22 protein-coding genes and 2 pseudogenes are annotated in these 24,257 nt (G+C 73.4%); 5 read left to right on the top strand and 19 right to left on the bottom strand.

Annotated elements, in window-relative coordinates:
• Window positions 1-98: 98 nt before the first annotated feature.
• The 10 genes and pseudogenes from KME66_RS15880 to KME66_RS15840 form a co-directional block, all read right to left on the bottom strand.
• Window positions 99-902, bottom strand: coding sequence for a VOC family protein (locus tag KME66_RS15880; protein ID WP_216323056.1), 804 nt, complete (start codon window positions 900-902; stop codon window positions 99-101).
• A 381-nt stretch (window positions 903-1,283) separates the two neighbouring features.
• A complete protein-coding gene (locus KME66_RS15875) occupies window positions 1,284-2,258 on the bottom strand; it encodes a TerC family protein (protein ID WP_216323053.1) in 975 nt (324 codons plus the stop codon).
• Between the two features lie 24 nt (window positions 2,259-2,282).
• Window positions 2,283-3,074: an enoyl-CoA hydratase/isomerase family protein gene (locus KME66_RS15870; protein WP_216329389.1), complete on the bottom strand. Its 792-nt coding sequence runs from the start codon at window positions 3,072-3,074 to the stop codon at window positions 2,283-2,285.
• Between the two features lie 4 nt (window positions 3,075-3,078).
• Window positions 3,079-3,258, bottom strand: a pseudogene (locus tag KME66_RS33960) (cytochrome P450); the annotation flags it as partial.
• Window positions 3,259-3,532: 274 nt separating this feature from the next.
• A complete protein-coding gene (locus KME66_RS15865) occupies window positions 3,533-4,942 on the bottom strand; it encodes a cytochrome P450 (RefSeq protein ID WP_216323050.1) in 1,410 nt (469 codons plus the stop codon).
• Window positions 4,943-5,032: 90 nt separating this feature from the next.
• Window positions 5,033-5,623 (bottom strand): ATP/GTP-binding protein, encoded by a 591-nt coding sequence (locus tag KME66_RS15860; protein ID WP_216323047.1) that lies wholly within the window; start codon window positions 5,621-5,623, stop codon window positions 5,033-5,035.
• Entirely contained in the window at window positions 5,598-5,972 is a 375-nt protein-coding gene (locus KME66_RS15855; protein WP_030578906.1) for a DUF742 domain-containing protein, read from the bottom strand. The genes KME66_RS15860 and KME66_RS15855 overlap by 26 nt, the downstream gene beginning before the upstream one ends.
• The gene (locus tag KME66_RS15850; protein WP_032767103.1) at window positions 5,969-6,373 is read right to left on the bottom strand and encodes a roadblock/LC7 domain-containing protein; all 405 of its coding nucleotides are present in this window, start codon (window positions 6,371-6,373) and stop codon (window positions 5,969-5,971) included. The genes KME66_RS15855 and KME66_RS15850 overlap by 4 nt, the downstream gene beginning before the upstream one ends.
• Window positions 6,370-7,649: pseudogene (locus KME66_RS15845) on the bottom strand (ATP-binding protein). The gene KME66_RS15850 and the pseudogene KME66_RS15845 overlap by 4 nt, the downstream one beginning before the upstream one ends.
• Window positions 7,650-8,059: 410 nt before the next feature.
• Window positions 8,060-9,115: a LacI family DNA-binding transcriptional regulator gene (locus KME66_RS15840; RefSeq protein ID WP_216323044.1), complete on the bottom strand. Its 1,056-nt coding sequence runs from the start codon at window positions 9,113-9,115 to the stop codon at window positions 8,060-8,062.
• 145 nt (window positions 9,116-9,260) lie between these two features.
• On the opposite strand from KME66_RS15840, the gene KME66_RS15835 reads away from it, so the two are divergent.
• Complete coding sequence (locus KME66_RS15835) at window positions 9,261-10,205, top strand: carbon-nitrogen hydrolase (protein WP_073223257.1); 945 nt, start codon at window positions 9,261-9,263, stop codon at window positions 10,203-10,205.
• 120 nt (window positions 10,206-10,325) lie between these two features.
• On the opposite strand, the gene KME66_RS15830 is transcribed toward KME66_RS15835, so the two are convergent.
• Complete coding sequence (locus tag KME66_RS15830) at window positions 10,326-11,579, bottom strand: MFS transporter (RefSeq protein WP_216323042.1); 1,254 nt, start codon at window positions 11,577-11,579, stop codon at window positions 10,326-10,328.
• 229 nt (window positions 11,580-11,808) lie between these two features.
• Between KME66_RS15830 and KME66_RS15825 the strand changes: the two genes are divergently transcribed.
• Complete coding sequence (locus KME66_RS15825; protein ID WP_216323039.1) at window positions 11,809-15,513, top strand: BTAD domain-containing putative transcriptional regulator; 3,705 nt, start codon at window positions 11,809-11,811, stop codon at window positions 15,511-15,513.
• Between the two features lie 123 nt (window positions 15,514-15,636).
• Here KME66_RS15825 and KME66_RS15820 read toward each other — a convergent pair whose 3' ends face one another.
• The 3 genes from KME66_RS15820 to KME66_RS15810 form a co-directional block, all read right to left on the bottom strand.
• Window positions 15,637-16,749: an NADH:flavin oxidoreductase gene (locus KME66_RS15820; RefSeq protein ID WP_216329387.1), complete on the bottom strand. Its 1,113-nt coding sequence runs from the start codon at window positions 16,747-16,749 to the stop codon at window positions 15,637-15,639.
• A gap of 200 nt (window positions 16,750-16,949) precedes the next feature.
• Complete coding sequence (locus KME66_RS15815) at window positions 16,950-17,960, bottom strand: nucleotidyl transferase AbiEii/AbiGii toxin family protein (RefSeq protein WP_216323036.1); 1,011 nt, start codon at window positions 17,958-17,960, stop codon at window positions 16,950-16,952.
• On the bottom strand, window positions 17,957-18,592 hold the full coding sequence (locus tag KME66_RS15810) for a hypothetical protein (RefSeq protein ID WP_216329385.1): 636 nt from the start codon (window positions 18,590-18,592) through the stop codon (window positions 17,957-17,959). The genes KME66_RS15815 and KME66_RS15810 overlap by 4 nt, the downstream gene beginning before the upstream one ends.
• A gap of 314 nt (window positions 18,593-18,906) precedes the next feature.
• On the opposite strand from KME66_RS15810, the gene KME66_RS15805 reads away from it, so the two are divergent.
• Both KME66_RS15805 and KME66_RS15800 read left to right on the top strand, forming a co-directional pair.
• Complete coding sequence (locus KME66_RS15805; protein WP_073223265.1) at window positions 18,907-19,122, top strand: DUF4287 domain-containing protein; 216 nt, start codon at window positions 18,907-18,909, stop codon at window positions 19,120-19,122.
• Between the two features lie 250 nt (window positions 19,123-19,372).
• Complete coding sequence (locus tag KME66_RS15800; RefSeq protein WP_073223267.1) at window positions 19,373-19,801, top strand: hypothetical protein; 429 nt, start codon at window positions 19,373-19,375, stop codon at window positions 19,799-19,801.
• Window positions 19,802-19,870: 69 nt separating this feature from the next.
• Here KME66_RS15800 and KME66_RS15795 read toward each other — a convergent pair whose 3' ends face one another.
• The 4 genes from KME66_RS15795 to KME66_RS15780 form a co-directional block, all read right to left on the bottom strand.
• A complete protein-coding gene (locus tag KME66_RS15795; protein WP_216323033.1) occupies window positions 19,871-20,197 on the bottom strand; it encodes a hypothetical protein in 327 nt (108 codons plus the stop codon).
• A gap of 112 nt (window positions 20,198-20,309) precedes the next feature.
• Window positions 20,310-20,519, bottom strand: coding sequence for a DUF6243 family protein (locus KME66_RS15790; protein WP_216323030.1), 210 nt, complete (start codon window positions 20,517-20,519; stop codon window positions 20,310-20,312).
• Window positions 20,520-20,574: 55 nt separating this feature from the next.
• A complete protein-coding gene (locus KME66_RS15785; protein WP_216323027.1) occupies window positions 20,575-21,150 on the bottom strand; it encodes a hypothetical protein in 576 nt (191 codons plus the stop codon).
• 74 nt (window positions 21,151-21,224) lie between these two features.
• Window positions 21,225-21,563, bottom strand: coding sequence for a hypothetical protein (locus tag KME66_RS15780; protein ID WP_253208366.1), 339 nt, complete (start codon window positions 21,561-21,563; stop codon window positions 21,225-21,227).
• 241 nt (window positions 21,564-21,804) lie between these two features.
• Between KME66_RS15780 and KME66_RS15775 the strand changes: the two genes are divergently transcribed.
• A complete protein-coding gene (locus tag KME66_RS15775; protein WP_216323025.1) occupies window positions 21,805-22,689 on the top strand; it encodes a sulfurtransferase in 885 nt (294 codons plus the stop codon).
• A 369-nt stretch (window positions 22,690-23,058) separates the two neighbouring features.
• Here KME66_RS15775 and KME66_RS15770 read toward each other — a convergent pair whose 3' ends face one another.
• Window positions 23,059-24,198 (bottom strand): CdaR family transcriptional regulator, encoded by a 1,140-nt coding sequence (locus KME66_RS15770; RefSeq protein WP_216323023.1) that lies wholly within the window; start codon window positions 24,196-24,198, stop codon window positions 23,059-23,061.
• Between the last annotated feature and the right edge of the window lie 59 nt (window positions 24,199-24,257).

Below are 24,257 nucleotides of genomic sequence, written 5' to 3'. Positions count from 1 at the left end.
CCCGGGGAGCCCTCGGAGGGGTGCGCGCTGCGGGCAGGCGGACGGGCCGCGCCGGTCTCCCGGTCGCGGCCCGTCGGCGGCCGGCGTCGCGGACCGGGTCAGGTGACCGGGCTCATCCCCGGCATCTCGCCCTGGGTGGTGGTCACGTCGATCACGGAGAACGCGGCGCCCTGCGGGTCGCCGAGCACCGCGAACCGGCCGAACGGGCTGTCCATCGGCCCGAAGTGCAGCACCCCGCCGCGTTCGGTCGTCCCCGCCACCGCCGCGTCGCAGTCGGGGACGGCGAAGTACACGTTGAGGTGGGAGGGCACCTCGGACGGGAAGCTGCTGTCCATCACCATCCGGCCGAGGACCGGCTGCCCCTGGGCCTCGAAGACGGCGAAGTCCATCGACGCCTCGTCCATCGTCCGTTCCGTGTACGGGAAGACCGCCGCGTAGAACGCGTCCACCGCCCGGGCGTCCCGGGTGAAGACCTCGGCCCAGCAGTACCCGCCGGGTGCGCCCGCCTCCGTCTCGAACCCCTCGTGCGTGTTCGCCTGCCAGATGCCGAACACGGCCCCGCCGGGGTCGCGGGCCAGCGCCATCGTGCCGAACGCGCCGACCTCCATCGGCTCCACCACGACCTCGCCGCCGTTCTCGCGGACCCTCGCGACGGTCGCCGCGGTGTCCCGCGAGGCGAGGTACAGGCACCAGGACGAGGGGCTCGCCTCCTCGCCCGGCATGGGCGGGGAGACGGCGGCGGCCGCCCTGCCGTCCGCGTACGCCTGCGTGTAGTGGCCGAACTCCGGCTGGCTCTCGCCGAACGTCCAGCCGAGCACGTCCGCGTAGAAGCGCTTCGCACCCTCGACGTCGGCGAACATGGCGTCCGCCCAGCACGGGGTGCCCTCGGGTTGTGCAGCCATGGCGTGCCGGTCCTTCCCTGAGTCCCCGAGCTCTGCCTTCGGCCCCCGCCCGTCACGGCCAACGCTAGTCAGCCGGGACCCGGTCCGCGCGCCGGGCGGGCTTGCTCCGGCCGTCGGGGTCAGGGACGTGAGCGGTGCCGGGAGGGCCGCTCCCGAGCCGCGTACTCCGGGCAGTCGGGGTTGTCGCAGGGGCCCGCACGCCATACCGGGACGAAGATCCCGAGGGATTTGTGGCGGTGGATCTCTGAGGGGACGGACTGTTTGCAGGTGGGGCACTGGAAAGCGGCCCGCTGGTGGAGGTCACGCTTTTCGCTGTCCATTGACTCACGATAGATCCGGCCGAGGTTTTGGGAAAGTCTTTCCCTTTGCTTTACTTATGCCCTACTTGTCCGTATCGGTGCTGGAAGCGTCCGCGCCGCTCTCTTCGCGCGGCGGGCGGCGCAGGCTCAGGGTCACCGACACCGCCAGAATGACGACGATCACCGCGAGGCTGACCGGCGACGGGATCTCCGGGATCGAGGTGCTGATCATCTTGTGGGCCGCCTGGAGGATGAGCTTGACCGCGATGAAGGCGAGGATGACCGCCAGCCCGTGGCTCAGGTAGTGGAACCGGTCCAGCAGCCCCGCCAGCAGGAAGTACAGGGCCCGCAGCCCCAGGATCGCGAAGGCGTTGCTGGTGTAGACGATGAACAGGTCGTCGCTGACCGCGAGCACCGCGGGCACGCTGTCGACCGCGAAGATGAGGTCGGCCGCCTCGATCGCGGCGACCACCGCGAGCAGCGGCGTGGCGATGCGCCGCCCCTCCTTGTGGACGACGAAATGCGTGCCGGAGTACTCGTCCTGGACCGGCATGATCTTCCGCAGCAGCCGCACCGCGAAGCTCTTGCCCGGGTCGAAGTTCTCCTCCTGGCCGCTGAGGATCTTGTAGCTGCTGTAGAAGAGGATCGCGGCGAAGAGGAACAGGACGACGGTGAAGCGGTTCACCACCGCGACACCCGCGGTCAGGAAGAGCGCCCGGAACACCAGGGCGCCGATGACCCCGTAGAAGAGCACCCGGTGCTGGTACTCCCGGGGCACCTTGAAATACGCGAAGATCAGCGCGAAGACGAAGAGGTTGTCGACCGAAAGGCTCTTCTCCAGCAGCCACGCGGTCGTGTACTCCGTTCCGGCGGTCGTCCCGAGCGTCACGAAGACGACCCCGCCGAAGACCAGCGCCAGGCCCACCCACAGGGCGCTCCACAGCCCGGCCTCCTTGAAGCCGATGACATGCGCGTTGCGGTGCGCCAGCAGGTCGACCGTCAGGGACACGATGACGGTCACGGCGAACACGATCCACAGCCACACTGGTACGTCCACGCCGGAGACCTCCCCATCGGGTTTTTACGAGTGTGACCCGCCCGCCCCGTCGCCGCCCGCCGGGGAACGCCGGGTGGCGGCCGCGACCGAGGCCATCAGCTCCGCGTCGAGGAACGCGGGGTCGGCCAGCCGGGTGGCGGCGGCGTAGGAGTTCAGCAGCGCCTTGGTGACCCGCAGCGCGGCCTCCGGGCGGCGGACCACCGGCTTCGCCCAGGCGGCGACCGCGTCGTCCAGCTCCGCGTCGGGCACCACCCGCTGGAGCACGGACAGCTCGCAGGCCTCGGCGGCGCCGAAGGCCCGGCCGGTCAGGATCAGCTCGCGGACCCGGGCCGCGCCCACCTCGTGGATCAGCCGGGGCAGCAGCCCGCCCCAGGCGGTCGGCAGCCCGAGCGCCAGCTCCGGCAGCCGGAAGGAGGCGCTCTCCGCGCCGACCCGCAGATCGCAGGCGAGGGCCAGGGCGAACCCCGCGCCGACCGCCCTGCCCCGCACCCGGGCGATGGTCACCAGTCGGCCGCCGGAGAGCGCCTCGCAGACCCGGCGGGCCTTCTCCCCGGCGACCCGGATGCCCCGGCCCGTCGGGTCCTCCTCCAGCCACTGGCCGAACTCGGTGCGGTCCCCGCCCAGGCAGAAATCGTCCCCCGCCGCGCCGAGCACCAGCACCCGCACCTCCGGGTCCGGGGCGACGACGACGTCCAGCAGCTCGTCGAGCATCGCCTCGGTCACCGCGTTCCCGCTCGCGGGCGCGTTCAGCTCCACGTGCAGGACGGCGCCCTCGCGCCGGGCGCGTACCGTCGCGGAGCGGTCGTTCGAGGTCAGGAAGCCGGGCCAGGGTGGTGGTCATCTCCCGGGTCGCGATCGCGTCCCACTGCCTGGCGTCGTCCTGTCTCTCCTGCCAGGCGAGGTCCGGGGCGAGCCAGTTGCGGCCCCGCAGCACGGTGCTGCAGGTGTCGAATCCGGTGACGAAATAGCCGTTCCACGGAGCGCGCACGACGTCACCCATCGCCCGCAGCTCCGCGAGTATTCCGTACGGTTCGGCCTGCCCTTCCGGTGAATTGAGTCTGCGGAGCAGACCGATGACCGCGCGTCGGCCGTCCGGGTCCTGCTTGTACCACCAGTGATGCTCACGCAGAGTTCCTTGACCTAAGGGCTGTCCCGTGGTTACCGCCCTGAACCTGCCCCTCCGGATATCTGCACCAAGCGTCGATCTCGGTTGCCCCCGTCACATGCAATCGTGACAAATGCCGGTTCTCGCGGGCGAATTGTCGGATCGTGAGTCATACGCGAAACACGTCGAGGAACGAACTCCACCAGCCCTTGTGCTTCTTGGCCGGCTCCGGCGCGTGACGGGGTGTCACCGGGGCTGCCGAGGGGGCGTTCCGGAACGGGTCGGGCAACTGGGCCGAGGTCGGGGCGGGCGGCTGTGCGCCGGCCGTCGCACGCCGCGCGGCCGTCGGCGTGAACCGTACGGGCAGGGCGACCAGCGCCCGGTGGAACGGGCCCGGACGCCAGGCCACCCCCGAGGCGGGCACGGCCAGCGAGAGGTCCGGCACGGTGTTGAGGATCTTCTCGATCGCGGTCAGCGCGATCAGCGTCGCGGGCGACTTGGCCGGGCACACGTGCGGGCCCGCGCCCCAGGCCAGATGGGCGCCCTTGCTGAGGGTCTGGCGGGCGTCGGTGAGGCCCGGGTCGCTGTTCGCGGCGGCGAAGCTGATCAGCACGGGCGTCTGGGCCTTCAGCGTCACCCCGTCCAGCTCGATGTCCCGGACCGGGTAGTGCGTGGCGTAGTTCGCGATCGGCGGGTTGTTCCACAGGACGTCGTCCAGCGCGTCCTCGACGAGCATCCCGGAACCGCGCCGCTCGGCGGCGCCCGGCTGCTCCCCGTCGAGCATCAGCAGCAGCGCGTTGGCGATGAGGTTGCGCTCCGGCTCCACGCCCGCGCCCATCAGCATCACCAACTGGTCCTTCAGCTCCTCGTCCCGCAGCCCCGCGGGGTGCTGGATGAGCCAGGAGGTGATGTCGTCACCGGGCTGGCGGCGCTTGATCGAGACCAGCTCCATCAGGCACTCGGTCAGCTCGGCGTTGGCGCGCAGCACGTCCTCGCCGTCGAAGATCGCGGACATCGAGCGGGTCAGCCGGTCGCCGATGTCGCCGGGGCAGCCGAAGAGCTGGTTGAACAGCAGGAGCGGCAGCAGCTTGGCGTACTCGTTGAGCAGGTCTGCGGTGCCGCGCTCGATGAACTGGTCGATCAGGTAGTCGGCGATCCGCTCGACGTCCCGGCTCAGCCGGCTGCTGTTGAGCCGGGCCAGCGACTCGGTGACCGCCTTGCGCAGCCGCAGGTGCTCCGCGCCGTCGGTGAACAGGCAGTTGGGCCGGTAGATCATCATCGGCAGCACCGGGCTGTCCATCGGCACCGCGCCCTCGCGCAGGGCGGCCCAGCGCCGCGAGTCCCGCGCGAACAGCGCCGGGTTCTGGAGCACCCGCAGCGCCGCCTCGTGCTGCACGATCAGGGTGGCTTCCACCCCGGGGGCCAGCTCGATGGGCGCGGCGGGGCCGTGCGCCCGCGCCGCCTCGTAGAAGCGGTGCGGATCGGCGGCGAACTCCGGTCCGTACAGCGACGTCTGCTGCTGGTGCATGGGGCACCCGGCGGGGGCGCTGTACGGGGTGGCTCCCGGCTGCGGATCCATGGCGGCTTCCTCGGTGTGATCGCGGGGCCGTCGGGGCCCCGGCTTCGTATACGTCTACGTCGCGCGTGTGCGCGTCGGGCCGTGCGCGCGTCAGTTCGCGTGCGCCAGCAGGTGGCGGACCAGGGTGATCAGGGCCTGCGCGGACGACTTCTGGTCCCGGGCGTCGCAGAAGACGACCGGGGTGTCCGGCAGCAGGTCGAGCGCCTCGCGCAGTTCGTCCTCCGCGTGCCGGGAGTACGGGTCGAAGCTGTTGACGGCGACCGCGTACTCCAGCCCGTACGTCTCGACGAGGTCGATGACGGGGAACGTGTCGGCGAGCCGCGCCGGGTCGACCAGGAGCAGCGCGCCCAGCGAACCGCGCGCCATGTCCTCCCACAGCTCCACGAACCGCTGCTGCCCCGGCGTACCGAACAGGTAGAGCACCAGTTCGTCGCTGAGGGTGAGCCGCCCGAAGTCCAGGGCGACCGTCGTCGTCGTCTTGTCGGGCGCCCCGCGCAGATCGTCGACCTGGGCGGCGGCCTGGGTCATCCGCTCCTCGGTGCGCAGCGGCGTGATCTCGGACAGGGTACCGATCAGCGTCGTCTTGCCCACCGCGAAGTGCCCGACGACGAGGATCTTCGCCGCGCGCTGGACAGCTTCCGGCACATAGATGCTCTCAGCCGAACCGGACTTGGAGTCCATGCAACACCTCTTCGAGGATCTTCCTGTCGACGAGCTGGGCCGGGGGCGGCGCCTTCCGGCGCAGCAGGTGTCCCTGCTGGTGTAAATCCTGGAGCAGGAGACGGGCCACGCCGACCGGCAGGCCCAGGTGCCCGGCGACCTCGGCCACCGAGAGGTAGCCGCCGGAGCACAGCTCCCAGATCGCCTTGACCTCGGGGCTCGGGTTCGGCGGCGGCTGACGGTCGGGAGCCAGCGTGACGAGCGTGACGAGGGAGAGATCCTCCGCGTCCGGCAGCCCCCGCCCGCCGGTGATGACATAGGACCGGACGAACCCGCTGCTGACCTGCTGCTCCTCGCCCGGCGCCGTCATATCTCGCTGTCCGCGGTTCGGCGGGGCGGCGTGGTCATCGCCTTGCCCAGGGCGGTGACCTGCTGCTGCATCCGGAAGGACATCGCTTCCATGTCCACGTCGGCGGCGGCGGTGGCGGCGAGGTAGGCGCCGCTGCCCGCGGCGATCAGGAAGATCCAGCCGTCCTCGTACTCCAGGAGCGTCTGCCGCCACCTGCCCGGGTCGCGGGTCCCGATGAAGGGGGCGACGGCCCGGCTGAGGGACTGCATGGAGCTCATGGCCGCGGCGACGGTCTCCGCGTCGTCCCGGCCGATCTCGCTGGAGTTGGCGAGCAGCAGGCCGTCGGCGGACACCAGGATCGCGTGCCGGGCGCCGGGTACCTGGAGCAGGTCGTTGAGCACCCAGGACAGATCGGGGTTCACTGGAACTCGGGTCCTTCCGTCGTCGTCGTGTCGCGTCCCGACCGGGTGCCGCGCTGGAACGCGCCGAGCCGTGACGCGGTCTCCTCGTTGCTGCGCACGGGCGCCGGTTCGGCCGACGGAACCGCGGAGACCGGGCTCTTGCGACGACGCTTCGGCAGCCCGCCGGCGGTGGTGGTGACCTGGGTGAGCGGCTGGGTGGCGGTGTCCGGCCGGGGGGTGGGCGGGAAGAGCGGGGTGGGCGCGGGGCCGGGCCCGGCGCCTGGGACCGGTCCGGGGACTGCGCCCGGGCCTGCCACTGGTCCGGCTGCCGGCCCTGCGGCGCCGGGGTGAACGCCGCCTCGGGCGTCTCGGCCGGGGCGGCGGCGGGCGGCGCCTCGGTGGTGAGCAGTTCGTCGGGGATGAGGACCACCGCGCGTACGCCTCCATAGGGGGAAACGGAGTCCACCGAGACCCGGAAGCCGTAGCGGGCGGCGAGCATCCCGGAGACGGCGAACCCGAACTGCGGCGGAATACCGAGGCTGGAGACACTGATCGCGGCCTGGGGCGAGAGGAGGGCCGCGGCGCGGTCCTTCTCCTCCTGGCCCATGCCGAGACCAGCGTCGTCGACGATGAGGCAGACACCCGTCGGCACGGCCTGGATGTTGATCTCGACCGGGGTGCCGGGGGCGGAGTAGTTCGTGGCGTTGGCGAGCAGCTCGGCGAGGACCACGGCGACCGGCTCGACCGCGCGGCTCACGACGGAGAAGTTCACCTGGCCGTTGACCCGGACCCGGTCGAAGTGCCGGATACGGCCCTGGGCGCTGCGGGCCACGTCGAAGACGGAGGCCACGGTCTCGCGCCGGCCGAGCCAGCCGCCGCAGAGCACGGCGATGCCCTGGGCGCGCCGGCCGAACTGGCTGTTGGCGTGGTCCACGGCCATCAGGTCGGCGAGGATCCCGGGGTCGTCGCCGTACTTGCGCTGAGCCTTCTCGATCACGACCTGCTGCTCGTCGGCGAGGCCCTGGAGGGTACGGACGGCTGCCTTGAGGACCGCCTTGGTCTCCTCCTCGGCGTCCTTGCGGACCTCCGCGAGTTCGGCGGACTGACGCTGGAGCAGCGTGTTGTGGACGACGTGGAGTTCGTCTCGCTGGAGGACGAGGGCGTCGCGCTCCTGACGCAGCTCGGCGTGGTTCCTGCGGAGCTTGACGTTGATCGCGCGAGCACGCAGAACGGCACCCACGGCGACCAGGGCTACGACAACCAGCGCCCAGACGAGAGGGCCCTGTGCAAATGTCATGAGACTCACTTCAAGTGCCATGGCGGAAACGGCTTGACACCCCGTCAGGCGGCACGCGGTCAGGGCTCTTTCGCCGCGACCGTGCGCCGCTTCGGGAGGTGCCCCTCCGAAGGTGGGGCCGAGGAATCCATCCCTCCCGGAATGCCCCCACACGCCATCAGCCCACTGGAAGTAAGATGATCTTACCATCGGCCGCACGACGAAAAGTCAAGGCCGCCACGCCCGTTGCCACTTGACGCAGAATGTTCACGTTGCGGAGATGTGGCGGAGGGGCGCCCGAAGCCGCCAGTACGGCTGCCGGGGCGAGGCCGGGAGTTGGGGGTGGCACCGGAGGTCGGGTCCTGGAGTTGGGGCGGGGCCCCCGGGGCGTGGCCGCCCGCTTTCCGAACGGACGCGGGGTGGCGTGCCGCTCAGGCGGGCCCGGTCGAGGCGCGGGTCTCCAGGGACCAGGCGTGGCGGCGGACGGTGTCGGGGGCGGCCCGGTCCGCGAGGATGTCGCAGAGCAGTTCGGCGCAGGCGCGGCCGTACGCGGCGGGGCGCAGGTCGACCGCGGTGACGGGCGGTTCGGCGTTGCGCGTGGCGGGGCCGTCGACGCAGGACGCGACGAGCAGGCCGGTGCCGGCCGCCCTGCCGGGCGCAGGGCTTCCGGCAGGACCGCCGACTCCGTCGACGCTGCCGGTCTCCCGGCCGAGGGCGGCCGCCGCGCGCAGGACGCCCGGGGCGGACCCGTCGGGGGCGCAGATCACGGCGTCGACCGCGGGGTCGGCGTTGAGCAGGGCCCGGGTGGCCTCCTCGGCCTCCGCCGGGGTCGCCGCGAACGGGACGGTGCGCAGCGCGACCTCCACCCCGTGGGCCCGCCCCCAGGACCGGGCCGTCGCACGCAGGGCCGTCGCCCAGGCGGAGGAGCCGGACGGGGCGAGGACGGCAGGGAGGCGGGCGCCGCGCTCGGTGACGTGGTCGAGGAGTGCGGTCAGCGAGGCGGCGTTGTCGCAGACCACCGCGGCGCTGGGGCCGGTGGCCGGGCCGAGGTAGCGCTCGCCGGTGACCACCGGGACGCCCGCGTCGAGCAGCCCCGGCACCGCACTGTCGCCCGCCTCGGGGTCGATCACCAGCAGCCCGTCCACGCGCGAGGCGATCCGCCCGCCCGCCGCCCCCGACGGCGCGAGCAGCACCACGTCCAGCCCGTCCTCCTGGGCCCGCTCGACGGCCCCGAAGGCGAGGTTCATGTAGTAGTCCAGCCGGGTCGCGGTGGCCGGCAGATGCAGGCCGACGGCCCCGGTGCTGGCGCGGCGCAGCCGCCGGGCGGCGCTGTTGGGGCGGTAACCGAGCTCCTCCGCCACCGCGCGGACCCGGTCCCGGGTGGCCGCGGCGACCCGCCCCGAGCCCTGGAGCGCGTCGGACACGGTGCTCTTGGAGACCCCGGCGGCGCGGGCCACGTCGAGCAGGGTCACGGTCCGGGAGGTCACGGGGGTGAAGTCTAGACGCCGGCCACGGGGCAGGCCGAAGGGTTGCCGGAACGTTCCGGCGGCGTTAGATTCGATCCCGTTGCCGGAACGTTCCGGCAGGTGCCGTGCCCCGCGCTCCCCGTCCCCCTCGCCCCTGGAACTGGTCATGCGTCTGATCACCGCGTACAACCCTCCCGCGTCCCCGACCCGGACCCGCCCCGCCGACCGCGCCCCGCTGCGCGTCGCGGCCGTCCAGCAGCGCTGGCACCGCGATCCGGCCGAGCACCGCGCCGCCCTGCTGGAGGGCGTCCGGCTCGCGGCCGCGGAGGGCGCCCGGGTGGTCTGCCTCCAGGAGCTGACGCTCTCGCCGTACTTCGCGGTCGTCCGCCGCGCCGACCACCCCGAGCCGGCCGCCCCCGAGGACCTGCTGACCGGCCCCACCTTCACGTTCGCCGCCGGGGCCGCCCGTGAGCACGGGGTGTACGTCCACGCCTCGCTGTACGAGAAGGCCCCGGCGCCCGGCGGCGAGGACGACGGCCTCGGCTACAACACCGCGATCCTGGTCGCCCCCGACGGCACGCTCGCCCAGCGCACCCGCAAGACGCACATCCCGGTCACCGAGGGCTACTACGAGGACGACTGGTTCCGGGCCGGCCCCGCGGGCGACGACGCCTTCCCGCTGGTCGAGGTCGACGAGGCCCGCTTCGGCCTGCCGACCTGCTGGGACCAGTGGTTCCCCGAGCTGGCCCGCGCCTACTCGCTGGCCGGCGCCGACGTCCTCGTCTACCCGACCGCCATCGGCTCCGAGCCCGGCTTCCCCGGCTTCGACTCCCAGCCGCTCTGGCAGAAGGTGATCACCGGCAACGCCATCGCCAACGCCACCTTCATGGTCGTGCCGAACCGCATCGGCGCCGAGAACGGCCTCACCTTCTACGGCAGCTCGTTCATCGTGGACCCGTACGGCCGCGTCCTGGCCCAGGCCCCCCGCGACGAGCCCGCCGTCCTCGTCGCCGACCTGGACCTGGACGCCCGCCGCGACTGGCTGGAGCTGTTCCCGTTCCTCACCACCCGCCGCCCCGACGCGTACGGCCCGCTCACCGAGACCCGCTGATCCGGTGCGGGGCGCCGAGGACGACCGGAGCCCCGCACCCCGGTGGGCCGACCGCCCGGTCACGCCCCGGGCGTCGGTGAGGCGTGGGACGGGCGGCGAAGGCCGTCGTCGGTCAGACCGTCACGCCCCGGAGGTCGGGGAGGCGCCGGCCGTGCTCCGCCGGGGCGGGAATCCCGCGTCGCGGGCGTACAGCACCACCGCGATCACCGGTAGCAGGAGCAGCAGGACGCTCCAGGGGAACGAGCTGCTGCCGAAGGCGTCGAGGAGGAGGCCGCCGACGACCCCGCCGGCGGCCATGGCGGCGTTCCAGACCGTGACGAGCATGGCCTGCGCCGCGTCGGCGGACGTCCCGCCCGCGTCGCCCACGGCGGTCTGGAGGAGCGTGGGAATCCCGCCCCAGCCCAGGCCCCACAGCGCGGTGGCGGCGTAGACGAGCGCGGTGGTGTCGGAGAGGACGGCCAGGACCGCAGCGGCGACGGCGACCAGCAGGGCGCCCGCGACGGTGAGGCCGCGCAGCCGGTCGTGGACCAGCACTCCGGTGATCCAGATGCTCGCCAGCGAGGCCGCGCCGAAGACGAGCAGGATCAGCCCGGTGGAGCCGCCCAGGCCCAGATCGTCGAGGTAGGCGGCGATGTACGCGTACAGGATGGTGTGGGCCAGGACGAAGACCAGCGTCACGAACAGCACCGGGCCCACCCCCGGGACGCGCAGCGTCCGCAGCATCCTCGGCCGCTCGCCGTGCTCCTGCCCGGGGAAGTCCGGCACGGCCGCGACGATCCACAGCAGGAGCAGCACGGTCAGTCCGGTCATGGCGAGGAACGCCACGCGCCAGCCGAGAGCGTCGCCGAGGAAGGTCCCGGCGGGCACGCCGAGCGACAGGGCCACCGGGATCCCCGCCATGGCGACGGCGATGGCCCTGCCCTGGAGGTGCTCGGGGGCCATCCGCCGGGCGTACCCGGCGAGCAGGGCCCAGGCCAGCCCGGCCGCGACCCCGGCGACGAAGCGTGCCGCCATCGTCAGTGCGTACGTGGACGACAGCGCGGTGACCGTGTTGGCGAGGGCGAAGCCGCCCATGGCGGCGAGCAGCAGCCGCTTGCGCCGCCAGGCAGCGGTGGCCGCCGTCAGCGGGATGGCGGTGAGGGCGGTGCCGATCGCGTAGACCGTGACCGTCTGCCCGGTCGCGGACTCGCTCACCCCGAGATCCGCGCTCATCGCGGGCAGCAGGCCCGCCGGGAGGGTCTCCGTGAGGCTGGTGATGAAGACGGCGGTCGCGAGGGCCAGCAGGGCGAACAGCGGGAGCTTCTGCTGCGCCGGTCCGCCGCGTGGATCGGGTCGCGCGGCGGTGGTGTCGGTGGTGTCGGGCGCGGTGCTCATGGGTCTGCTCCTGGTCTCCCGGTACGAGGTCGGCTTCTCCGGGTGAGCACGACGGTGCACCGGAGCCCTTCGGGAAACCTTCGGGACTTCTTCGCCGGCCTTCGGGAATCCTTTCGCGACTCCTCTCGGGAAACCTTGGGGACGTCGGCGGCTGCCTGTCGCAAGTCCTCTCCTGAGTCCTGCGGAAACGCTCGCGACCAGCCCTTTCCTCGCATGTACGGTGGCGCGTATGCGGTTTGGGGTGCTCGGGCCACTGGTGGTCGAGGAGGGCGAGGGGAACGGCGTCACCGTCCCCGAACGCAAGGTCCGGGCGCTGCTGGCCGACCTCCTCGCCCACGACGGCGGGCCGGTCTCCACCGACCGCCTCATCCACGACCTGTGGGGCGACGCGCCGCCCGGGAACCCCGCCGGTGCGCTCCAGGCCAAGGTCTCCCAGCTGCGCCGGGCGCTCGGCCGTGAGCGTGTGGTGCGGCAGCCCCCGGGCTACCGGCTGCGGCTGGACCGCGGTACGGACGAGGTGGACGCCGACCGTTTTCGGGCCCTGGTGACCGAAGCCCGCTCCGTACGGGACCCCGGCACCCGGGCCGAACTGCTCACCCGGGCACTCGGGTTGTGGCGGGGTCCCGCCTACGCCGACTTCGCCGACGCCCCGTTCGCCCGGGAGGCCGCCCAACGCCTCGACGAGCAGCGGCTGTCCGTGCTGGAGGAGCAGGCGGAGGCGCGGTGGGAGGCGGGGGACCATCTGCTGCTCGCCGGGGAGCTGGCCGATCTTGTGGCCCGGCACCCGCTGCGGGAGCGGTTGCGCGCCGTCCAGATACGGACGCTGTACTCGGCGGGGCGCCTGAGCGAGGCCCTCGCGTCGTACGGCGACCTCCGGGGCCGGCTCGTCGAGGAGCTGGGCGTCGATCCCGGCCCCGAAATCGCCGCTCTGCACGGGGCGTTGCTCCGGCAGGATCCGATCCTGACGCCTTCCGTCCCGCCCGTTGTTCCCGTGCCCCGGGCTCCTCTGGGGAATCTTCCGCTGCCTCTCACGCCTCTCGTAGGGCGTCGCGACGCGCTCGCCCGGATCGCCGGCCTCCTGGCCGACGAGAGGCTGGTGACTCTCACGGGGCCCGGCGGGGTCGGCAAGACCCGGCTGGCGGTCGCCGCCGCCACCGCGGAGAGGGACCGGCCCGCGACGGGAGCCCGGAAGGAGGGCGGGCCGAGGCGCGGCGGGCCGGGGGACGGCGGGCCGGGCGGCGAAGGTGTCTGGATCGTGGAGTTCGCGGGTGTCCGTACGGGGACGCCCGCCGACCTCGCCCAGCTCGTCGCCGCCACCCTCGGCATCCGGGACGACGCCCCGAGCGCCGCGCCGGGCGCGGGAGCCGGAGCCGGAGCGAGGGCCGGAGCCGGGGGTGGGGCCGCAGCCGCAGGCCGGGGCGGTACCGGCGGCGGTTCCGGGGGCCTTTCGCTGCCGGATCGGCTGGCCGCCGTCCTGCGCGATCGCCGGACCCTGCTGGTCCTGGACAACTGCGAGCACGTCGTGGACGCCGCGGCCCGACTCGCCGAACTGCTGCTGCGCACGGCCCCCGGGCTGCGCGTCCTCGCCACCGGCCAGGAGCCCCTCGGCCTGCCGGGCGAGGCGGTGTTCCTCGTCGACCCGCTGCCGCCCGCCGAGGCCGCACGGCTCTTCGTGGAACGGGCCGTGGCCGCGGCCCCCGGGTTCCCCCGCGACCCGGACGGGCCCGAGCGCGAGGCCGTCGCCGAGATCTGCCGCCGCCTCGACGGCATCCCGCTGGCCCTGGAGCTGGCCGCCACCCGCGTACGCGTGCTGGGGGTACGGGAGTTGGCGGCACGTCTGGGAGACCGCTTCCGGGTCCTGACCACCGGACGGCGGGGCGCACCGGCCCGTCAGCAGACCCTGCGGGCGATGATCGCATGGAGCTGGGAGCTGCTCGGTGAACCGGAGCGCGTCGTCCTGAGCCGTCTCGCCGTCCATCGCGACGGCTGCGACCTCGCGGCGGCCGAGGCGGTGTGCGCGGGTGGCGGCGTCGCGCGGGAGGACGTCCTCGACCTCCTCGGGCGGCTCGTCGACCGCTCCCTCGTGGTCGTGGCGAACGGAGCCGGCGAGCCCCGCTACCGGCTTCTGGAGTCCGTCGCCGCCTACGCGGCGGAGCACCTCCGGGCGACGGAGGACCTCACGGCCGTACGCGAACGCCACCTGCGCCACCACCTCGCCCTCGCGGAACGTGCCGAGCCTCATCTGCGGGGCGCGGAACAACGCCGCTGGCTGGACCGGCTGGACGCCGATTCCGGCAATCTGCGGGCCGCCTTGGACGAGGCGGTGCGCCGCGCACAGGACTCCCCGGGAGCCGTGGACGAGGCCGTGCGGACGGCGACGGCGCTCGCCTGGTGGTGGCTGCTGCGCGGCCGCCTCACCGAGGCCCGCCGCAGCCTGCACGGGGTCTTGGCGGCCGTCCCCGGGGAGTCTGCCGCCACGGCCGAACTCACGCTGCTGCACCGCGCGTTCGCTCTGCTGACAGGCGAGACAGGCGATCCGGACAGGACGGGCGAGACGGGCGATCCGGATAGGACGGGCGAGACAGGCGAGTTGCGCGATCAGGCGGACGAGGTCGGCAAGGCGGGTGAGGCGGTCAAAGCGGATGAGGCGGGCGAGGCGGGCAGTCCCACGGGGGCGTCGGCTGCCGGCACGGCCGGTTCCGGCACCGACGCGGGGACCGGGATCGCGGCCGTCGCCGAGGACGTCCCCGACCCCGTGCGGCGCGCCCGTGCGCTGTGGCTGTGCGCGTACGGCCTGTTCAGCGCCGGAGACACGGCCGGGGCCGAGGCGCTGAACGCCCGCGCGCTCGCCCTCGTCACCGCCGAGGACGACCCGTGGGGCACCGCGGCCGCCCTCGGACTGCGGTCGGCGCTCGCCCTGACCGGCGGGGACCTCGACGGGCTCGGCCGTGACGGACGGCGCAGCGCGGCGCTGTTCCGCGAACTGGGCGACCGCTGGGGCGAGGTGCAGACGGTCTCCCCGCTCGCCGCGCTCGCCGAGATCAAGGGCGCGTACGAGGAGGCCGAGCAACGCCAGCTCGAAGGCCTGCGGATGGCCCGGGAACTGGGACTTGAGGCGGAGGTTTCGGCGCGGCTCTCCGGACTCGGCCGGCTGGCGCTGCTCGCCCGGGACTGGGACCGGGCCCGCGATCTGCACGAGCGGGCCCGGCGGATCGCCGCCGAGCAGGGCTACACGTACGGCGAGATCCACTCCGGGATGGGCCTCGCCCTCGGGGCCCGCCGCTCCGGTGACCTCGATGCCGCAGAGGCGCATCTCCTGCGCATCCGCGCCGGGTTCGCCGCCGTGTCGTCCCGGGCCGGGGACCACCTGCTCTGCGCGGAACTCGGCTTCATCGCCGAACTCCGGGGCGAGACGGGCCCCGCCGCCGCGCACCATCTGCGCGGCCTGGACATCGCCCGTGTCCTCGCCGATCCGCGCGCCCTGGCCCTGTCCCTGGAGGGCCTGGCCGGGGCGGTGGCCCTGACGGGGAACCGGCCTGCCGCCCTCTGCGCCGCCCGTCTCCTCGGCGCCGCCGCTGCCGCCCGCCGTCGGGCCGGGGCCCCGCTGCCGCCCGCCGAGCGCGGCGACGTCGACCGCGTCGCGGCGGCGGCACGGGCGGTCCTGGGCGCACCGACGTTCACCGAGGTGCTGGAGCGGGGGGAGCGGGGCGGCCGGGAGAGCGCCGAGGACGCGGTGCGCGAGGCCCGGACGCTGCTGGACCTCCCGGCGCCGCCGCTCACGATGCGAGCCGCGCCTGACCGCTTCGATCCGGGCGGGCCTCCCGCCGCCGCCACCCACCACGCGAGGCGCGCGCTGACCGCTGCGGTCCGGGCGGCCTCCCGGCGCCGCCGCCCATCACGCGAGGTGCGCGCTGACCGCCGCGGTTCGGGCTGACCCTCGGCGGCGGACAGGGCGTACGCCCCCCGGCGCCGCCGCCCGGGACGCGAGGTGCGCGCTGACCGCCGCGGTTCGGGCTGATCCTCGGCGGCGGACACGGCGTACGCCCCCGGCGCCCGCTCAGCGCAGGGTCTTCAGCATCTCCGCGGCGAACGGGGTGATGTCGGCGGTGCGGCCGCGCAGGGTCTTCGCCGCCCACTCGGGGTCGGCGATCAGCGCCCGCCCTACGGCGACCATGTCGAACTCGTCGCGCTCCATCCGGTCCAGCAGCTGTTCGATGCCGGTGACGCTGGAGTCGTTGCCCTGGAACGCGCTGAAGAAGTCGCCGTCCAGGCCGACCGAGCCGACGGTGAGGGTCGGCCGGCCGCTGATCTTCTTCACCCACCCGGCGAGGTTCAGGTCGGAGTCCTCGAACTCCGGCAGCCAGTAGCGGCGGGTGGACGCGTGGAAGACGTCCACACCGGCCTCGGCCAGCGGCGTGAGCAGGTCGTCCAGCTCCTGCGGGGTCTCGGCGAGCTTCGCCTCGTAGTTGTCCGACTTCCACTGGGACATCCGGAAGAAGAGGGGGAAGGCGTCGGACACGGCGGCGCGGCAGGCGGCGACGATCTCGGCCGCGAACCGGGTGCGGGCGACCAGGTTCCCGCCGTAGGCGTCGGTACGCCGGTTGCTGCCGGACCACAGGAACTGGTCGATCAAGTAGCCATGGGCGCCGTGCAGTTCGACGCCGTCGAAGCCGAGGCGCTCGGCGGCGGCCGCCGCGTCGGCGAAGGCGGCGATGACGTCGTCGAGGTCCTGCTGTGTCATGGCGCGCCCCTTGGGCTCGCCGCTCAGGGACAGCCCCGAGGGCCCGACCGGCTCGGCCTCCGGGACGGGCCCGGCGCCCTCGGTGCGGGTGGCGCCCACGTGCCACAGCTGCGGGATGATCGCGCCGCCCGCCCGGTGCACGGATTCCGCCACGTGCCCCCAGCCCGCGAGCGCCGCCTCGCCGTGGAAGCGCGGGACCCGGTCGCTGGTGCCGGCGGACGCGTGGTCGACGTAGGTGCCCTCGGTGATGATCAGCCCGACGTCGGCGGCGGCGCGGCGGGTGTAGTAGTCCGCGACGTCCTGCCCCGGAACGCCGTCCGGGGAGAACTGCCGGGTCATGGGCGCCATGGCGATCCGGTTGCGGGCGGTGAGCCCGCGCACCGAGAACGGCCGGGAGAGGGCGCTCGCCGCGCGGTCGGCGGCGCTCACGGCGTCCGCCGTGCCCGCCGGGTCAGCCGTCGTCGCGTCTGCTGTCGTCGTGTCTGTCACGTCGGTGTCCTGTCCGTAGCCGGGGGTGTCCACCCGGGGCCAACACGTCCGAGCCGCGTGGGCATCCCGGCTTCGGCCGCGACGGCGGTAAAGAGTGGGCAAAGAACGGAGTTACCCTCCGGTGGCCTGCCCGGACCGGTTCACCCGGGTTCGCCCGCGAACGTCGGGGCCAGTGCCGCCCGCAGCCGCCCGGCGAACTCCTCCTCACGGCCCTCGAACCGCGGGTACTCGCCGGCGAAGTGATGCCACTCGACGTAGCCCAGTGCCCCGTCCAGGTCCTCCCGCCCCACCCGTGTCCGTCCGGGCTCCGGCCACTCCCCGCTCAGCCGGAAGACCTCCTGGAGCAGGGCGAGCGGGAGCGGGTGCCGCTCCGCGAGCAGGGTGGCGTCGTAGAGATCCTTGCCCTGGGCGTAGCTGTCGTTGATCAGCCACATCACCTTCCAGGCCAGGGACAGCGCGGGCGTGGCTCCGTACAGGAGCGCGCCGGACGGCAGGGCGATCCGTTCGGGCGGCTCGGGCAGCCGCTCGCCGAACACGAAGTCCAGCTGCACCCAGCCGCCCGGGGTGCCGGGGGCCTCCCAGGGCAGCATCATGCGGCGGCCCGGCACCCGCTCGTACGTCCAGATGTCCTCGCACACGGCCCCGGCGGCGCGGATCAGCACGCCGCCCTCGCCCTGCGCGGCCTGCGCCTCGGCGGCGGCCGCGACCCCGGCCAGCAGGTCCGAGGTCCGCTGCTCCTCCATCCGCCACGAGGCGGGGGCGACCACGAAGTCCAGGTCACCGGGCTCGCGCGCCTCCTCGCCGAACCACAGGGCCATCAGGACGCTCCCGCGCACCACCAGCGCCTCGGCCCACGGGGACGCGGCCACGCCGTCCCGTACGGCGGTGAGTGCCGCGGCCCGCGCCGCCTGCCAGGCCCGGGTGGCCGCTGGGGAGGGGAAGGCGGGATCGGCGTTGCGGAAGGCGTTGGGGAACTGCTTGAGGGCGGGGTCGAAGACGGTGCGCTGCACGGCGTCGTCGTCCAGCACCCGCAGCATCGTCCTCGGTACCGGGCCCAGGAAGCGGCGGCGCGCGTCGAGACCCGCGGCGGGGTGTACGGGGTCGGCCGCCGGCACCACCGTGGGAAAGGGCGGGCGCTGTTCGCTGCTCATGTCGCTTCCAGCCATCCATCGTCCAGCTCCGGACCGCTGTCCAGGAGCACGTACTCCCGCTCCACGTCGACCACTTCACGGCCCTCCGCGGCCAGCTCCGTGAGGAGCGCGTCCAGCGCCCGTGCCGCACGCCGGTCGCCCGTCCGGTGGCAGCGCTGGGTGACGAAGCGCTCCTCCCGGCCGTCCGCCCGCACGCGGCGCGCGTTCCACGAGACGTGCGCCCCGTGCCGGACGGCCACGGTGACGAGGGCGGCCCGGTCCCCGTCCGCCGACTCCCCGTCCGCCGGGCCGAGCAGGAGCTTCACGTGGTGCTCGAAGTGCCGTCGGCCGTCCGGGTGTTCCGCTCCTCCTCCCACGGCGTCGGCGTCTTCGCGCGGCACCTCCGCCGCCCACGGCGCGCACTCGACCTTCACGCGGGCCACGGCGAACCCGTCCCCGGCCAGTGCCGCTGCGGCCGCGCGGACGGCGGCGAGCTCGTCCTCGTAGGACGGCCGGCTCCCGCGCAGCGTCAGCATCGGCTGGGAGGCGGTGCGCCCCCGCGCCAGCGCGATGTGGGTGAACTTCACATCGGGCCGGAGAGCGGCCCACCGCTCCAGCCTGCGCAGTTCGGCGCCCTCGCACAGCACGGTCACATGGCTCTCGTACACCGGGACAGCATGCCGCAGCCGATGCGAAGGGGCACGTGCCTACCTCGGGCCGAGGGCATCACGTGCGAGGCGTCGGCTGCCCGGCATCACGTGTCGGCCATCGGGTGGCGGGGGGCGAGCGCGAGGGCCAGGTGTTCTGCCCCGTGAGGTCGGGGACGGGCCTGGCGGTGCTCAAGAACCGGACGACTGCCCGCTGGACCACCGATGAGTTCGGCGGCCCCCGCCGGTCATAGTCTCGACATCGACCGGCCGGCGGCAGGAGTCCGCCGGCCCGCCCCACCCAGCAGACGGGACACGTCATGACCGAGAACACCGTGAAGGGCCCTGCCAGTTACTTCCCCTCGATCGAGAAGAAGTACGGCCGCCCGGTCGCCGAGTGGAAGCACCTCATCCGCACCTCCCCGCTGACCAAGCACATGGAACTGGTCGGCTGGCTCAAGTCCGAACACGGCCTGGGTCACGGACACGCCAACGCCCTGGTGGCGCACACGCTTGCAGAGGACAGCGCCGCCTGACGCCCTGCCACCGCCCTGACGCCTGGAGCGCCTGATGCCCGGCCCTGGTCCTGATGCCCGGCCCTGGCCGCCCGCCCCTCGGCTCCCCCTCACGGACGGCCGGCGTCCGCCGCCGCATGCCCGCATCCCCCGGACGAACACGGAACCCGCGCACGCCAGTAGAGTGCGATGCTTGTTCGATTCGCCGAGAGGCGGAGGGGGAGGGGTTGTGGGGGCACAACTGCGGGAAACCGCGACGGAATTGGCGGGTGTGCTGTGGCGCGAGCACACCGTGTACCGGGAACGGTCCGGGGGGATGGTCATCCGGGGCGAGCACGTGCGGCGCTGGATCAGCCTCGCTCCGGCGGGCGGCCGGGACGAGATCCTCGTACGCGCAGGCCGCATCCTGGACGGCGGCACCACCGCCCCGGCGCGCTCGGAGGCCGTGGTGCCCCTCGCCGCCGGTACGGACGTACTCGCCGCCGCCTGCCGCCGCCTGCTGGCCGAGGCGGCGTCCGACGCGGCGCGGGACCGGCACGGCGGGGCTGCGCCCGGAGCCGGCCGGGGCCGCCGGGCGGGAAGGGCCGCGCGCCGCACGGGCAGGGGCCGGCACACCGGGCTCGGCTCCTGGGTGATCGTGCTCTGCGTCGTGAGCGTGATCGGCCTGTACGTCTACAGCAACGCGACGCTGCACGGCTGACGGGAAGAGCACGGGGCGCCCGGGCCGGCGGAAGGGCGGGAGCGTCGGCATGCGAGCGTTGCTTCGCCGCTACGGCGCCCCCTGCGAGAACGGGTCGGCCGTCCCGCCCCACGAGAAGGCGAACCCACCCAGGGAAGCGTCGTACGTGACGGCGGCACCCGAGCTCTCCAGGTCGAACCGCTCATGGAGCCATCCGTCCATGGCCAACGCCGCCGCCTCGGACCGATAGTCACTCAACGGACAGTCGAGCGAGGACGTGCGAACCAGGACGCCGCCGGGTACGAGCTCACTCAGGGCGCGAGCGTTGAGGGATACGCCGAACGCCAGCCAGGCGGCGTCCTTCCAGTGCAGCCCGGCCGGCGGCAGACCGAGCCAGATCTTCTGGTGGATCTGCATGCTGTGCGGCGGGATCCCGCCTTCGAGCGTTGCGGCTTCAGCCCGCAGATTCACTGCCAGCCCACCCGCCGGGCCTCGGAAGCGGAACGCGAATGTGTGGACCACGGGTCCTTCAGCCGCCGGCCGGGTCCGTCTGCCCGGCGCCCTCGGGCCGGCCCGACTTCTCCTTCATCTTGCGTACCAGCTCCGCCTTCTGCTCGGCCGCGTTCCTGCGGTCGAGGTTGCGGTGAGGCCCGTTGTTCTGCCGCTCGGAGCGGGACAGCCGCTTGCGCTGTCCGCCACCCATGCCCACGGGATTGTTGATGTTCTTGCTGTCGGTCATGAGTTCTCCCGGAATGAGGTGAGGACGAGGTGGCGCGCTCCACGGAATGCAGCGGTCAGCATGCGGCGTCCCGCTGCGCGGACCAGGCGGCGGCCTTCTGGGCCGTGGGTCCCTCGACGCGCAGGGCACCCGCCGTGAAAACGGCCCAGAGCAGATCCTGGCATCCGAAGAAGGACTCCCCCCAACTGTCCACCCAGACATGGACGCGGGACGGGCCCGCCACCGTGGCGTCCCACCACTCCCAGCCCCGGGAATCCTCGTCCGGGTCGAAGCGGTACAGCCAGTCCTGGAGATCCCACGGCCGGCCGCCCCCGGTGTGCACGGCGTACGCCTCGCGGCCCGCCCGGGCGAACTGCGGTGTCCGCTCCTCGTCCCCGGAATCGGACCCGGAAGCGACTGCGGCGAACCACCCCGGAATCCCGTCGACCGGAAGGCTCTCCTGCTCGAAGTCCGCCGTGCAGCCCAGCCGTACGGCGGGCGCGAGCACCGAGCGCAGGCGCTCCACGTACGCCCCGGCGTCTCCTTCGACATCGACGACGAAGAGGGAGAGAACAGGGGGCGCGGCATCCGTGTCCGGGCCCTCCCGGACATGCCGGTGCTCGGCGGCCAGGCTGTCGCTGGTGTGCATCATCTGAGGTGGGTCACCCTTCCTGGACCACGCGTCCCGAACCGGGGACGATAGCATCCCGCAATCCGTCGAGCAGTTTATCGGGAATGCCGTAGAAGCGGCCCCTTGGTCGGGTCGGATATCTCCGGGTATTCCTTCAGGAGTGCTTTCCATTCCTGTCGGGTAAATGCGTCACCGTCAGGGTGGTCGGCCTTGTTCTGCGGAAGGGCGTTTTCGTGAATGGAATCGCGATATGACTTCGGGATTTCGTACGACACGATCTGGCCGCCGTCCGAACGGAATTCGACGGTGTGCTTCATGTCTCCGCTCATATTGAGGTAGAGCTTCCCGTGCCCGGTGATCGTCACCTCGCCGTTCTCGCCGATGTGGACGCGCTGGCTCAGCGGGTGATCCGTCTGCTTGCGGTAGACCGTCACCGTCTCGTCCGGGCAGTCGATGGGCGCGAGCCCGAGCGGGTCGGCCGCCGTGTGGGGGTTGGCGACGTACGTCGAGGGGTCGGCCGGCAGTGCGACGGCGGAGCCAAGTCCGTTCTCTCCTGGCTGGTTACCCGGCCGACGGGTCCACGGAGGAGGATGTGCCGGCCCATATCGAACACGTGGCGGGCTGGTTCCCCGACAACACCCAGGGGTGGCCCGCCGATGTCCCCGGAGGTACCGCATGAGCGCGACGACACCCCCCGATGCCGCTGCCACCGGACTCACCGGCCCGCTCGTCGGGGCGGACCGGCTGGCGGCCCTGCGCGAGGAGGGCGTGATCCTCCTCGACGCCTCGGTCGGCGCCCACCGGGGCGCGGCCGTGCGCATCCCCGGGGCCCGTCCCTTCGATCTCGACGGGGATCTGTCCGACCACACCTCCACCGTGCCGCACACCATGCCCGGCGCCCAGCAGTTCACCGAAGCCCTGCGCGCGCTCGGCGTGCACGACTCGGACACGGTGGTCGTCTACGACGCCCAGGGCATCTACTCCAGCGCCCGCGCCTGGTGGATGCTGCGTGCCATGGGGTTCGACAGGGTCGCCGTCCTCGACGGCGGCCTGCCCGCCTGGGTCGCGGCCGGCCATCCGGTCGAGCAGGCGCCCGCCACCTACGACGGGCCGCGCGGCACCTTCACCGCCCGGCCCCGGCCGGGGCTGATCGTGGATGCCGATGCCGTCACCGCCGCCCTCGCCGACCCGGCAGCCGCCGTGCTCGACGCACGCACCGCGAAGCGGTACGCCGGGACCGCGCCGGAGCCGCGCCCGGGCCTGCGCGGCGGCCACATGCCGGGCGCGGTCAGCCTCCCCTTCGGGGAGATCCAACGGGACGGCGGTGTGATGCTTCCGGCGCACGAGCTGCGGACGGCGTTCGAAGCGGCGGCCGGGAGCCGTGAGCAGCTGTACTTCAGCTGCGGCTCCGGGGTCACCGCCTGCGTCCTCGCCTTGGGGGCCACCTTGGCCGGCTACGGCGACCTCGCCGTGTACGACGGCTCGTGGAGCGAGTGGGGCTTGCCCTCCGACCGGCCGGTGGTCACCGGCGATGCCCTCGACGGGAGCAGCCCGCGGTGACCGAAGGACGTCGCGGCGTACGGCTCACCGCGACCTGCGGTCGCCGTCCTCGTAGTGGGTGCCGCTGCTGGGCGCGCTGACGGTCGCGTACGGGAAACGTCGCTCCGCAGCCGAGACCCGCGCCGCACCGGCTCTTCGACGGCCGCACCGCAGATCCGGGGGACCGACGCCCGAAGGGGGAACGGCGACCACCGACCCACCGCCTCGTCCCGGGACGCCCGGCAGGTCACGAGTGCCCTGGGCGCTCCACGACGACGGAAGAGCGGCTCTCCCGGCTCATGGCGGCATGGCACCGGGAACGAGCACGATCCCTCGACGCTCGCGGGCGCTCGTGCACGTGGCGTGGACGTGGCCTGGACGGGTGACGCGTCAGCTGACCCGGAGGCCGACCGCCAGCGTCAGTTCAAGGACCCGGCGGGGCGATGCGAGATCGGGAAACAGCTCCCGCAGCTGCGACATCCGGTAGCGCACCGTCTGGGGATGGACGAACAGGGCCGCCGCGGCCTCGTCCCGCCTGCCCTGGTGCAGCAGCCACGCCCGAAGGGTCTCCTCCAGCCGTCGGGCGGTCGCGGCGGGCAGGGTCAGCAACGGGGCGAGGGCTCGGGCGCGCAGGTCCGCGAACGCGTCCGCGTCGGCGCTGAGCACCAGGTCGGGCAGGTGGTCCTCGGTGTCGCGGATGTCAGGGGACAGGGAGCGCGCGCGGAGGGCTCGTGCGTACGAGGCGGACGCGTGCGTCCACGGCCGGGCCGGGCCGACCACGGCGGCGCGGTCGGTCAGCTGCCGCAGGAGACGTGACCGGTCGGCATCGGGGACGAGGAGCACACCGGTGGCATCCGGCAGATCGTCGAGGACGAGGGTGCTCGGGTCGAGTGTCCGGTAGGCGGGCCGTGCCTGGGCGGCGGGCAGCAGGACGGCGGTCAGCGAAACAGGGGGCTGCCACCTGGCCCGTTGCCCGGAGGCCAGCAGCACGTCCGGACTCGCGCCGGCGAGGAGGTCGCGGGCCAGGTGTTCCAGGTGGCGCTCGTGGGCTCTGCCCCGGGCGGCCAGTTCGTCGGCATGGCCCGCGGCGCTCGCGGCGGAGAGCTCGTCGATGTAGGCGAAGGTCAGCTCGGCGAACTTCGCGACCTCGGCGGCGGGCAGACCCGCGGGTACGGCACCCGCTGCCAGGCATCGCCAGGCGACCCGGGCGCCGACGCGGTAGGCGCTGAGCAGGGCGTCCATCGAACGGCCGTCGCGCACCTCGCCGCGGCCCAGTTCGTAGGCGGCGTCCCCGGCGTCGCCGCCCGTGGCGTTCCCGCTCGCGAGGTCCAGGTAGTGCCCCAGGGCGGTGCGGACGGCTCTGCGGATGGTGGCCCCCATGCGGCCCGACAAGGCATGGGCGTAGGGAGGAACCTCGTCGATGATCGCCTGGACGACTTCGTCGGCGGTGGTCTTCAGCGCGGCCCGAAGGGCGGTGACCGTCGTCGCGTCCAGGGTCAGTTCGCTGGCCCTCCGGACTGCATAGCTCATTTTTGTTCCCTGCGAACAATTCAGTCGACCAGATTTACGTCCTGTGGTCAGGACTTTAC

Source organism: Streptomyces sp. YPW6 (assembly GCF_018866325.1).
Lineage (GTDB): Bacteria > Actinomycetota > Actinomycetes > Streptomycetales > Streptomycetaceae > Streptomyces.
The sequence above is the reverse complement of the archived record's forward strand: the minus strand, read 5'-3'. Positions and strand labels throughout refer to the sequence as shown.

Coding starts and splice junctions, on each gene's coding strand:
- KME66_RS15855 (WP_030578906.1), bottom strand. CDS start 5,972: ATGACGGCGCCGGGCGAGGAGCAGCAGGTCAGCAGCGGGTTCGTCCGG.
- KME66_RS15865 (WP_216323050.1), bottom strand. CDS start 4,942: ATGGATCCGCAGCCGGGAGCCACCCCGTACAGCGCCCCCGCCGGGTGC.
- KME66_RS15790 (WP_216323030.1), bottom strand. CDS start 20,519: ATGACCGACAGCAAGAACATCAACAATCCCGTGGGCATGGGTGGCGGA.
- KME66_RS15815 (WP_216323036.1), bottom strand. CDS start 17,960: ATGAGCAGCGAACAGCGCCCGCCCTTTCCCACGGTGGTGCCGGCGGCC.
- KME66_RS15775 (WP_216323025.1), top strand. CDS start 21,805: ATGAGCGCGACGACACCCCCCGATGCCGCTGCCACCGGACTCACCGGC.
- KME66_RS15805 (WP_073223265.1), top strand. CDS start 18,907: ATGACCGAGAACACCGTGAAGGGCCCTGCCAGTTACTTCCCCTCGATC.
- KME66_RS15770 (WP_216323023.1), bottom strand. CDS start 24,198: ATGAGCTATGCAGTCCGGAGGGCCAGCGAACTGACCCTGGACGCGACG.
- KME66_RS15785 (WP_216323027.1), bottom strand. CDS start 21,150: ATGATGCACACCAGCGACAGCCTGGCCGCCGAGCACCGGCATGTCCGG.
- KME66_RS15860 (WP_216323047.1), bottom strand. CDS start 5,623: ATGGACTCCAAGTCCGGTTCGGCTGAGAGCATCTATGTGCCGGAAGCT.
- KME66_RS15830 (WP_216323042.1), bottom strand. CDS start 11,579: ATGAGCACCGCGCCCGACACCACCGACACCACCGCCGCGCGACCCGAT.
- KME66_RS15835 (WP_073223257.1), top strand. CDS start 9,261: ATGCGTCTGATCACCGCGTACAACCCTCCCGCGTCCCCGACCCGGACC.
- KME66_RS15795 (WP_216323033.1), bottom strand. CDS start 20,197: ATGCAGATCCACCAGAAGATCTGGCTCGGTCTGCCGCCGGCCGGGCTG.
- KME66_RS15880 (WP_216323056.1), bottom strand. CDS start 902: ATGGCTGCACAACCCGAGGGCACCCCGTGCTGGGCGGACGCCATGTTC.
- KME66_RS15825 (WP_216323039.1), top strand. CDS start 11,809: ATGCGGTTTGGGGTGCTCGGGCCACTGGTGGTCGAGGAGGGCGAGGGG.